At 34.9% G+C, this 11,232-nt stretch carries 8 protein-coding genes; 1 reads left to right on the top strand and 7 read right to left on the bottom strand.

Annotation, left to right across the window (positions count from 1 at the left end; all coding sequences use genetic code 11):
• Nucleotides 1-3,086: 3,086 nt before the first annotated feature.
• The 3 genes from VUJ46_RS19490 to VUJ46_RS19480 all read right to left on the bottom strand — a co-directional run bounded on the left by VUJ46_RS19490 (nt 3,087) and on the right by VUJ46_RS19480 (nt 5,862).
• Nucleotides 3,087-3,314 (bottom strand): phosphate ABC transporter substrate-binding protein, encoded by a 228-nt coding sequence (locus VUJ46_RS19490; RefSeq protein ID WP_326982342.1) that lies wholly within the window; start codon nt 3,312-3,314, stop codon nt 3,087-3,089.
• Between the two features lie 283 nt (nt 3,315-3,597).
• Nucleotides 3,598-4,200 (bottom strand): hypothetical protein, encoded by a 603-nt coding sequence (locus tag VUJ46_RS19485; protein WP_326982341.1) that lies wholly within the window; start codon nt 4,198-4,200, stop codon nt 3,598-3,600.
• 144 nt (nt 4,201-4,344) lie between these two features.
• Nucleotides 4,345-5,862, bottom strand: a complete 1,518-nt coding sequence (locus VUJ46_RS19480) for a TROVE domain-containing protein (RefSeq protein WP_326982340.1) — start codon at nt 5,860-5,862, stop codon at nt 4,345-4,347.
• A gap of 487 nt (nt 5,863-6,349) precedes the next feature.
• Here VUJ46_RS19480 and VUJ46_RS19475 point away from each other — a divergent pair, with 487 nt between their 5' ends.
• Nucleotides 6,350-6,796, top strand: coding sequence for a VOC family protein (locus VUJ46_RS19475; protein WP_326982339.1), 447 nt, complete (start codon nt 6,350-6,352; stop codon nt 6,794-6,796).
• A gap of 190 nt (nt 6,797-6,986) precedes the next feature.
• On the opposite strand, the gene VUJ46_RS19470 is transcribed toward VUJ46_RS19475, so the two are convergent.
• From VUJ46_RS19470 to VUJ46_RS19455, 4 genes are all read right to left on the bottom strand, one after another.
• Entirely contained in the window at nt 6,987-8,084 is a 1,098-nt protein-coding gene (locus VUJ46_RS19470) for a slipin family protein (RefSeq protein ID WP_326982338.1), read from the bottom strand.
• Nucleotides 8,085-9,205: 1,121 nt separating this feature from the next.
• Nucleotides 9,206-9,754 carry a 3'-5' exonuclease gene (locus tag VUJ46_RS19465; protein WP_326982337.1) on the bottom strand — a complete coding sequence of 183 codons (549 nt, stop codon included), beginning with the start codon at nt 9,752-9,754 and terminating at the stop codon, nt 9,206-9,208.
• Between the two features lie 94 nt (nt 9,755-9,848).
• A complete protein-coding gene (locus VUJ46_RS19460) occupies nt 9,849-10,394 on the bottom strand; it encodes a 3'-5' exonuclease (RefSeq protein WP_326982336.1) in 546 nt (181 codons plus the stop codon).
• A gap of 97 nt (nt 10,395-10,491) precedes the next feature.
• Complete coding sequence (locus VUJ46_RS19455) at nt 10,492-11,055, bottom strand: metallophosphoesterase (RefSeq protein ID WP_326982335.1); 564 nt, start codon at nt 11,053-11,055, stop codon at nt 10,492-10,494.
• Nucleotides 11,056-11,232: the final 177 nt, after the last annotated feature.

Raw genomic sequence — 11,232 nt, 5'->3', positions numbered from 1 at the left:
CAAATACTCCCCAACTTGTAACTGATCCAAAAAGGATCATCTGTAAAAATCGAGGTACTTTGTAAAAAAGCTATCATAATGACGGATCAAGTACAAAAGTTGGGGACCAGGCAAAAGAGTTTAGATAATGTAAGGTGAGATTTTTTGCTCTCGCAGATTTTGCAGATTCTTTTCCTTACACTTTACATATTGAACACGAAGCCCCACCAAGTTTTTTGACAACTCCCGTTTTAAGTCTCACCAAACCTTTCTACCTATAAAAGACCGCAAAGGTTAAACAAAGAAAATCAACGATACCATCTGTGGAAAATCTAAAGGCGATCTGTGGGAAATAAAAATATTCGAGCATCCGTGGCGATAATATGCATCCCTCAATTTTATCTTTGATAAAATTCTTGCGACTTAAAAACATAAAGCATTAAAAAATATCTTTGCGGCTTTGCGAAAAACCAACAAATAGAGCAGCATCTGTTAAAATCTGCACGATCTGTGGGGAATAAAAATATTCGAGTATCTGTGGCGATAATATGCAGCCCTCAATTTTATCTTTGATAAAATCCTTGCGACTTAAAAACATAAAGCATTAAAAAATATCTTTGCAGCTTTGCGAAAAACCAACAAATAGAGCAGCATCTGTTAAAATCTGCACGATCTGTGGGGAATAAAAATATTCGAGTATCCGTGGCGATAATATGCAGCCCTCAATTTTATCTTTGATAAAATTCTTGCGACTTAAAAACATAAAGCATTAAAAAATATCTTTGCGGCTTTGCGAAAAACCAACAAATAGAGCAGCATCTTTGAAAATCTGCACGATCTGTGGGGAATAAAAATATTCGAGTATCCGTGGCGATAATATACTGCTCTCAATTTTATCTTTGATAAAATCCTTGCGCCTTAAAAACATCAAGTATTAAAAAAAATCTTTGCGTCTCTGCGAAAAACCAACAGAAACAGCAGCATCTGAAAATCTGCGATCTGTGGGGAATAAAAATATTCGTGCATTCGTGACAAAAAATACATCTAAACAATTTCTCCCCAAGTTTTGAAACTGATCCATAATGACTTTTGAAAGCTTAAATCGGATAAAATAAATATGAAAGCAAATTGTGTAATTCTGGAAGACATACACAAAGAATCACCCTATTTCTATAAACACCTGTATAATAACTAAATAGATTATTACCATACTCAAGCGAGTATTTTTCAAAAATCAACATATCTCTTTTGAAGCGCAGAATAAAAAAACACATAAAAACCAAATAATCAAAACATTACATAAAAGTAGTATGCCAATGGTATAGTCATTTTTTGGTTTTTTGTATTTTTTTCTTTCTCTTTGCCAATGTAAATCAATCGAAGGTTAAAAAACACAAGTGACAATAATGACCGACTGGAAATGTGCCCCCATTTCCTTTAACGACTATAAAACTAAACAAACCTTTAATTAATTTCAAGGCACAAGTGATGAAAGGAATGCAGGAATCTGTATTCAAAAATTTAAAAACACAATGAGATTTTTTTTACGAAAAAAAAGCTGTCCTCTAAGGACAGCTTCTCATTGTAAAAAGTCACACTCGAAAAAATAATTGGGGCAGCGTGATGCCGGAATCGAACCGGATAATCTTGCCGGAGTTACCGACTTCATTATTCCTCCCCTTCAAAATGTTCACGATGTATTTTTTCTCTACGACACTTTTATTTTTAAAACAAGGCAACAACCAAAAAGCGTAATGTCGTGCTCTAACCAACTGAGCTACTTTTCCTATTTAAAATGTGTTTTTTGCTTGTGGAAAAGGCAGGATTGTTCATTGTCCTTTTATATTTTATTTTTGTATTCACGAATGCCGTGCATTTCGAACCCGCGACCCCGTCGTAATGAGCGAAGTAACACTATTCTACGGCACTTGTTCTTATATTTTCAAAACAGATAAGGTAAAAGGCGAAAAAGGTGTGCTCTTTTCAGAGCGCCGCTCTTACCCGATTTGGGCAGTGAGCCGGCAATTCTACATCTACGAGAGACTTGCGCTTTCTTACGAAAACTTTTGCCCAGTTGGTTTTCAACCCAACCTCGCTAGTTCGGTCGCCCGAATTACGCTACCTTAGGACCGTTATAGTTACGAAGTAACCTTTTTCTACGACACTTATCTGTTAAATTTTAAAATTAAAAAAGAGGCAAAGGACGAGAAAACCACGAAATAATAAGTCTTGCCAGACCTATTTTCTGGAGTCGAACCAACATCATAAGATTAACCGAAGTAAGTTTTCTCTAACGGCACTCTTTATTTTAAATCAAGGTAAATTTCGTACAGACACTTATGGCTTACATCTTACCTTTAGACGACTGTTTTCACAGGCAGGATTCGAACCTGCGTCTTAAGCGTGGACGAAGTATTTCTATACTACGACACCTGATTTTGTTTATATTCTTTATTAAAAAAGAGGCAAAAGGCGAAAAGACAGACATGCACCCGATCCTTACTATTATTCAGGAAATTGCACTTTTTCTTAGATTTTTGAGGTCTAAATTCTGACTCGAAGTAAGCCTTTTCTACGGCACTCTTTTGTTTTTTAAATCAAGGTAATAATTGCAGAATCTTCCGTGCATTTGCTCTACCGTCTGAGCTACTTCTCCTTTTCGAGGGAAAAGGCAGGAATCGAACCTGCGACCCAATGTTTACTCAATCTCGAAGTATGATTCTAAAACGACACTTGATTTTTATGTTTAAATACTATTTTTTTAAAGTACAAGGCAAATTTTAATAAAAGTTGTCTTAAAACTCGTCTAGCCACTCGACCACACCTTTCGGCGAAAGGATTCGAACCTTTGTAAAAAATCGAAGTAACTTTTATCCACGGCACTTGTAAGATAATTTTAAAATCGAGCAATTTTCAAAAAGAGATTAGGTTTCAATGTAAAGTAGAAGTAACTCTTTTTTACGGCATCGATTGTTTTTAAGTAAGGTAAAAAAATCAAACAGAGACTTACTAACGGCGCGCTACCATTTACGCCATTCTGATTTCCCAGAAACAGGGCTCGAACCTGTATCACCATTCCCAAACGAAGAAATTCTGTTCTACGACACTTACTTTTTTAGTTTCCATTGTGTTTTTCTGTATTTTTTCCAATTTCGCTGAAACTTATCCTGCTTCGCATTCACAGTCTCAAAACCATGTGGAAAACACCAGGAGCATCCCATTTCATTTCCATACAAAATTCTGGAAATCCGGACATTTGAAATTTTCTTCGGAAAATCAATTAATCCTTGTTCATTAATTCCGAAAGCTTGTCTTAATGACTTTAATTTTTGCATAAGTATTGAGTATTTAAACTCAATACAGTGCTCCTTTATGAAATGATTTATAATAATTCATGGTTATTGTTTTTTGTTGAAGCAAAATTATTACCTCAGTGCGCATTCTTTTTACGCAGTTAAAATTTATTTTAAAAACCAAGTAACAATTTTTAAGAGTTTTTGAATGTTTTCAAATTGGAAGTTTGACGATGAAACTCTTATGATAACGACATTGGTTAGTGAAACCGAGCGATATAGCGAAAAGACTCTTGTTCAAGTGGAAATCGAAGGAATTCTTTTCTTACGGCATCGGTTTGTTTTTTCGCTTATCGAATTTTTCTTTTTCATCAATTAAAATATTGGATGCCATATTAAGAGGTAACATTCCCATTATTAGTACTTGATTAAAGTCTAATTCTTCAATTTTAAGTTTACTTAAATCTTCATTAACTTGCATCTCGACTTCAATAAACCACCATTTTAAAATTTTGAAATTTATTTTTTTTATTTCTTCTATATATTCTGATTTTATTGATTTACTACTATCAGTAAGAAAGTACATTATTTCGTGAGCAATTTCATTCCTATGAGTTTTAAAAATTTTAACTAATTCAATCTCTTCCTCAGTAATAACCTCATTTTTCTTTAGCCAAAGTAAAGAAGCTAATATTATATCTTTTTTACATAAGCCTTTAACATCTCTTCTGTATGCTGAACTTAAAGTAAACTTTTTTCCATCATGTCCATCAGTATAAAAATCTTTTATTTTTTCAACTATTGTATTAATTAAAACATCATAAGACATTATATATAATGAAGCAGAAATAAGTTCATTTTTCACTTCATCAGGATTAAGAAACTTTAGCCAGTCATCAATATTCTTTTTTATATTCTCGTTATTCATAATAATTATACAGTTTTTTTGTTCTAGCCCCGATTGCAACGACATCCTTTTGTGTAGCAAAGCGAAACAAAAGATATAGTGGAAAGCGGGAAATAGCTCCTAAAAAATATAGTTATTAGTTTTTTATTTTAAAAGCAGTGCCTTTTACAGCACTACTTTTTTAATCATTTCTACAGCAGATTTTCGGTCTTCCAAAGCATTCAGTACATCGAAAATTTTATCGGACCAACCTGCGATAAGGTATACCTCATTTTTTCTGACATCCAACGGCTGTTTTCCGTAACCCGCCAAGTCAAAGATATATAGTTTTGCATTCGGGTTGAAACTTTTATACTGATTCCATGAATTTTCAAAAGAATTTCTACCTCCGTTGCTGTTCCATAGTTGAGTATCGGTGAATAGCATTATTTTATCCACTTTTTCACGTCTGTTCAGCAAATCTTCGATCACCAGATAACCGTTTGTGGAATACCCCACCTCACCTTCTCTTTTATAGAAAGCATCTACGTTGGTCAAAATGCCGCTTTTAGGTATCGGAACTCTCTTCCAGGTGTCACCGAACATACCAGTAATCACGTTTTTGCATTGTGACTGCAACATCATCGACATCAGCAAACCGATATCGTACAACAATACTTTAGATTTCGGAGAAACCGGTTGCTGCATCGAACCTGAAACGTCTGCCGCGATCACGACCGAAGTATCAAAACCAAAACCTTTGATGTTTTTCGCACTCACCATCACTGCATTTTCCAATGCTTCCATGATGGATGAAGTGTATTTTGAATCGATATTTTTCAATTCTCTATATGCAGCCAAAAATCTGAATGGCAATTGTTTTGAATTTCTCACCGCTCTTTCATCTGACAAATAGTTGCACACTTTGTTCATCGCTTCAGGAGAAACATCTGCTTCCAGAATATTTCTAAGGTTTCTCAAAGTGGCCATATAACCCAATTTGTTACTGAAAATCAATTCTTCCCATTTACTTTTGAAAGCTGATTTTCTTTCTGCATCATCCGCAAATTTGGTCTGACCCAACACCGAAAGCTCAACTTCCCAGGTATATGGAGTTTCCAAGGAATCGTTGACTATTTTGTTGAAAATTGCCTGTTGATTTTCATCTTTTGCTTTTGGGTGAACCAGAAACAAAGCGTCTTTCAAGGTAACTTCTGCTTTTCTGTTGTATTTTGCGAACTGATATTCATCAAATTTATTGAATGATTTTACCAAACCTTTCTGGATTTGTTTTGAAAGTTTGTTCAATTTTTTCAAATCTGTTCTTTCGTTTGCCAATTGGTAATATGCCAGCAATTCTGTGATTTCGTCTGCTCTTTGGATAACTCCGTCAACGGTTCTGCTTACCAAGTCTGTACCCGAAGCTTGTTTCGCCAATTCGGTCGTCAAAACCAATGGAATCGAACGCAAGTACATCTCTTTTCTTGCATAAATTGCTAATTTTGCAACGAATTCCGGGTCGTTTTTCAGAATCAGAGACTGAATTCTCGCCAATCTGTCATTTCCTTTTTCATAGGTTGCGTTTGATAATCCTGTTGTAACAACAGCACTGTACAATTCTTCTGCAGGCGTCATGGTGTAAGCCTTTGCACCTTCGTAGTTCGTTACTACTTTATTCTCTTTTCTTAAAAAATTAAATTTCATGGTTACTGTTTTTAGTTAAACATTTTTGGAGGATTATCACTTCCTCTCTGATTTCTTATGCAAAGTAAGGTGGCATTTGCGCAATGTTTTCGCGTAGTTAATATTTTTGTAAAAAAGTTTTTATTTTTTTGTTGGTAAATCCCAAAGGCGCTAAGTTTTTTTTAATTCAGGCTGCTTTTAAGGTGCAAGGATTTTTATTTGCAATAAAAATTTTGTGATATAATCTTTCAGAGAAATGTATGATGAAGAAATCTTAAAAAATATACACAAAGTTTGTCATTCTGTAGGAATCCAGACAATTTTATTAGCGACAGAGATTCCGCGCTCCACTTCGTTTCGCTCTGAATGACAAACATACCGCTGAACCAACAACTATCAACCAGCAACCAAATACAATCTATCTATCATTCATTTTATATAAAGGAATTGGAACGATGAAGTTTTTGAGAATCTCTTTTCTAGCTTTGTTTCATTAAAATTTTAAACTATGATTAGAGGATTATATGAAACGCATGTTCAAGTAAGTGATTTGGAAAATGCAATCGAATTTTATACAAAAGTTTTAGGATTGGAATTGGCTCACCGAGACGAAACCCGTCCGATTGCTTTTTTATGGATTGGAAAAAATAAAGAAGCGATGTTGGGTTTATGGGAGCAGAAAGAAAATTTGCAGACCAGACATTTTGCTTTTACCGCTGATATAGAAGATATTTTGAATTATTCTGTTGAGTTTTTAAAAAATAAAAATTTAAAACCTTACAATTTCTTAAAAGACGGGAATCTTCAGCCGATGGTTTTCGCATGGATGCCTGCTTTGGCAATTTACTTTAATGATCCCGATGGAAATCAATTAGAATTTATCTCAATTTTGGAAGGTAACGGAAAACCGGAATTGGGTGTGCTTTCTTATGAGGAATGGCTGGAGAAAAAATAAAACATTTCATTTCTCGCTGATTTAGCAGATTACGCAGATTTTGATGAAATTAATCTGAGCTTTTTTAATTCGATCTGTGTAAATCTGAGAAATCTGTGGGAAAACAAAAAAATTATTAATTCTTTATATAAAAAAACAAGACAGGCTTTGCTTTCACAAAACCCGTCTCTATAGTAATGGTTATTAGTTTCTATTTTGCGAAGATTTCCTTCAATTGAGAAACGATATTGCTGTTTCCGGAAACGGTGATATCTCCAATTTTGTCGGCGATTTTCTCCATATATTCCATTTCTTTCAGCTTCCAAAGCGTTTCGTTTTCTTCCATTAATTTCGCTGTATTCAGCAAGCTTCTTGTGGAAGCGGTTTCTTCACGTCTCATAATGCTGTTCGCCTGCGCTTTTTTCTCGGCAATCAAAACCTGATTCATGATTTCCTTCATTTCTCCCGTCAAAATAACATCTCTGATTCCCGCATCGGAAGCTTTCAAACCAAGATCTTCGGCTTTGTTTCCCAGATTCTCAAGGATTTCTTTTCCTACAGAATCTTTTTTCACAAGCAATTCATCCAATGTCAAAGCTCCAACGAATTCACGCAAAGCCAATTGCATCAGAATATATAATTGCTTATCATATTCTTTATTTTCCATCAACGCTTTTTCGATGTTTTCCACCTGAAAACGCACATAGAAATTGATACGAAGCATCGCTTTATCTTTTGTCAACAGTTCTTGACCCGCGATTTCCATTTGCTGCATTCTTGTATCAACAGATTTTACTTCGATGGAAATTTCGTTGTTCCAGAAATAGTACGTTCCGGCTTCCAGAATTTTGATTAATTTTCCATCAATCAGCAAAATACCTTTATATTGATTCGTTACTATGAACTTTCTTACGAAATTTTTCAACTTCATATTTTCAAGGATTGTTTTGGAGATTTTCTCGGTGATCTCAACTTTCGTTAAGTCGATTTTTTGAAATTCTCTGTTCATAATTCCTTTCCAGAAAGCATACTGACCAACATTCAACACTTCTTTGAAAATACCATTTTCGTACATCAGAACGATTTCTCCGTCTTTTACTTCAACGACTTCCAATAGAGATTTCAGGCTTTCATTTTTCAATAAAAGATTAAGATCAGTATTAGATTTAAACAAAGACTTCATATCATAAATTTCCACAGATTTACTTCCGAAAATCCAGAAATTACCTTCTCTCAAAATCTCAATCAGGTTTCCGTTTTTGAAAACCAAACCTGTTTCATACGCTTTAATTTGTACATTCTTTATCATCGTTTTACTATTTTAAATGGTTATTAATTTCAATAAAAAAGGAAAATCCGGAATCTCTTCTTCCAAAAACGGCGGAAGGAAAGCAATTCAGAAAAATTCATTGAGTTCGGAATTTTAATTTTCAAATTCAGTTTCTAATGAGTCAGATTTTGGGCGTGTCCCTCGCCATCGCTTTACCAGCAGCTTGGGTCGCTACGTTCACTTCTACTCCTCGTTCATCGCTTTCGCTCTTCACTGCGGGGTATCCGTTACCATCGCTCACGCGGAAAACCGTCCTTTTTAGAAAATTCATCCAAGAATTATTAATTCTTCCTCTCGATTTCATTTTCAGAAAACATCTTTTCTTACAGGCTTTTTCAAAATGTTGATTTAACAACTGAAAACATCCCAGACTTTTCCATGAATATTTTTAATAAGAATATTCAAACTCGAAAAAAAATAGATTTTGAGTCTATTTTCAACCTACGTTAAAAATGTAGTGCTCTAACCAACTGAGCTATCCCGTGCATAACGAGAGTGGGAGTCGAACCCACGCATCCAAAAAAAGCTATTACTCTAACCGAACTGAGTTATATTCCCTTGCGGAAATAGAAGGATTTGAACCTCCGACCCATAGCACATGGTAGAAGTTTTTTGGCAAACTCCTCAAACCTTCAGGTCAAGCTGAACAGAACGAAATCATGTTTCTCAACAAATTCTCCTGCAATAGTGCTGTACAGAAACACCCAACAAGACCTGCCTGATATTTTGACTAAAATCTGTTTTTCAAAATTTTAGTGTTGTTTTATTTTGATAATGCAAAGTAAAAAGGGAATTGCGCAATGTTTTTGCGTTGTATTTTTTTTATTAATTTTCTTTTGTCTTGAAACAAAAGAAACAAAAGTTCAAGACTTGGAAACTTCCGCTAAAAATTATTTCTATTCTCTAAAAATTCTAAAACTCGCGCGAATTTGATATTTGGTCTTCGATTAAATATTTGTCTCGCGCTCAAACAGTAGAATTTTCTTAACGTTCACAGAATTAATTTTCTTAACGCTCCATTTTCCTGTGTCATATCAATAAAAAAACTCCCTTTTCAAAAGGAAGTCATCGTTACATTTTTAGATTGCTAAATTGTTACATTATTGCTGCAGACACCAATGCAATATTTTCGCAATATTTTTGGCATCATCCACACCTCTGTGGTGAGTACCTTCAAGTTTGAGATTAAGTTCACCTAAAGCTCTTGCCATACCAACACTTTTGCGAACCGTCGGATGCAATTCTCCGAATAACGTTTTCACGTTGATATGATCATCACTCAACGGATAGTCTACATGAAATCTTCTTGCTTGATTTTGAAGCATGTTCAAATCATAGTTTCCGTAACTTGCCCAGGTCAGGTTTTCAGAATCGTATTCTACTCTCAGAATATCTAATGCGTCTTCCAGTAAAATGCCTTCATCATCAAGCATTTTCTGGGTAATAGAAGTCAGTTCCGTACAAAACGGACTCACTTTCGAGTATTGAGGCCTCACTAAAATTCCCTCATTTTTGGAAATCTTACCGGTTTTTGCATCCATTATGCAAACTCCGATTTCTATAATTTCACTTTCCTGTCCTCTCGGCGGTCGGTCTTCCCAACACGTTGCTTCGAGGTCTATAATTAATATATTGTCTGTTGTTTTCATTGTTGTAATATTTAATTGTTAAAGGTTGGAAGATGGAAGTTTTTGCAGTGTTTAATTTACTTCCTGCCTCCAGCTTCAGACTTCCAGCCCAAATTCACCGCAAAATTTCCCTCAAAATTTTGGCGGCGTTGTAAGCATCGTCTGCTCCACTGTGATGATTGCCGTCAAAATCCATATTCATATAATTCAGGGCTCTTTTTAAACCCATCATTTTATGGAATCCGATATAATTTTTGAATTGATACATCACATTGATATAATTTTCGGAAAACGGATTTTCAATGCCGAGATAATCACATTGCTCCATGATTTGTTCTTTATCAAAATTTCCAAAACCTGCCCAGGTAAGCTGAGTTGAATCATATTCATCTCTGATTTTCTCACAGGCTTCCTCGAAATAGATTCCTTTTTCTTCAATTAATTGCGGCGTAATTCCGGTCAGATTTGTACAAAATTTATTAATTTTAGACCTTTCAGGAATTACATAAATGCTTTGTTTCTTGGAAATTGCCTGTGTTGTTCTGTTTAATTCGCAAATTCCTATTTCTATAATATCGACTTTTTGTCCGGCGGGAATTCTGTCGTTTTCCCAACATGTGGCTTCCAAATCGATGATTACAATTTCATTGGTTGTTTTCATAATTTTTGGTTTAAAGGTTGGAAGATGGATGCGGGAAGAGGGAAGTTTTTGCAGTGCGCAATTTACCTCCAGCCTCCAGCTTCAGACTTCCAGCTTACTAATTTCTTGGAGCAAAAGGAGGCGTCCATTTTTTCTTTTTCATCAATTCCTTGACTTCTTCGTAAGAAATTGGATAGAAATTATGACAATCTACACCGACATCGAAGCTCAAAGCCATTTCATCATCCGGCAAAGTTCCGTGTGAATGACCGTAGAGTTGCCAAACTCCTCGGTGTGAGCCGTTCCAGGTTCTCATGGCGTAATGAAAAAGAATGATTTTTTGTTTACCAGTGCTGTTCTCAGGCTCATCAATTTTCAATTCGTGATAATCTCTGATCGAAGCGAATCGTTTAGGATAAGTCAGAGCTGCTCCTTCGTGATTACCTTTTATCAGGTGAATATTTCCATTCAATTTATCCAAAATTTCTTTTGTGAAATCTGGTTTACCTAAACTCATATCACCCAAATGGTAGACCGTATCGTCCTTGCCGATTCTTTCATTCCATCTTTTGATGAGTTCTTCGTTCATTTGTTCCAAAGACCCAAAAGGTCTTTCGGAAAATTTTATAATATTTTCGTGACCAAAATGATGGTCTGCTGTGAAAAATATATTGGGTTTCATTTTTTTAATTGTTTTTTAAACGACAAAAGCTAAACGTTATATTTGTCATTCTGAAAGAATCTAAATGTTGATTGTTAAAATCTTTATTCTAAAAACTTTGCTTAGATTCCTACCGGAATGACAAATTGAGTGTTTAATGAATAAATTCTTTCGTAACTTTTGCAGTTTTAGTTTAAT

The organism is Chryseobacterium sp. MYb264, from assembly GCF_035974275.1.
GTDB lineage: Bacteria > Bacteroidota > Bacteroidia > Flavobacteriales > Weeksellaceae > Chryseobacterium.
This window is presented reverse-complemented; position numbering and strand designations above follow the sequence as displayed.

What these genes read in the sequence shown, in the direction of transcription:
- VUJ46_RS19490 (WP_326982342.1), bottom strand. Translation starts at nt 3,314, where the DNA reads ATGCAAAAATTAAAGTCATTAAGACAAGCTTTCGGAATTAATGAACAA.
- VUJ46_RS19485 (WP_326982341.1), bottom strand. Translation starts at nt 4,200, where the DNA reads ATGAATAACGAGAATATAAAAAAGAATATTGATGACTGGCTAAAGTTT.
- VUJ46_RS19480 (WP_326982340.1), bottom strand. Translation starts at nt 5,862, where the DNA reads ATGAAATTTAATTTTTTAAGAAAAGAGAATAAAGTAGTAACGAACTAC.
- VUJ46_RS19475 (WP_326982339.1), top strand. Translation starts at nt 6,350, where the DNA reads ATGATTAGAGGATTATATGAAACGCATGTTCAAGTAAGTGATTTGGAA.
- VUJ46_RS19470 (WP_326982338.1), bottom strand. Translation starts at nt 8,084, where the DNA reads ATGATAAAGAATGTACAAATTAAAGCGTATGAAACAGGTTTGGTTTTC.
- VUJ46_RS19465 (WP_326982337.1), bottom strand. Translation starts at nt 9,754, where the DNA reads ATGAAAACAACAGACAATATATTAATTATAGACCTCGAAGCAACGTGT.
- VUJ46_RS19460 (WP_326982336.1), bottom strand. Translation starts at nt 10,394, where the DNA reads ATGAAAACAACCAATGAAATTGTAATCATCGATTTGGAAGCCACATGT.
- VUJ46_RS19455 (WP_326982335.1), bottom strand. Translation starts at nt 11,055, where the DNA reads ATGAAACCCAATATATTTTTCACAGCAGACCATCATTTTGGTCACGAA.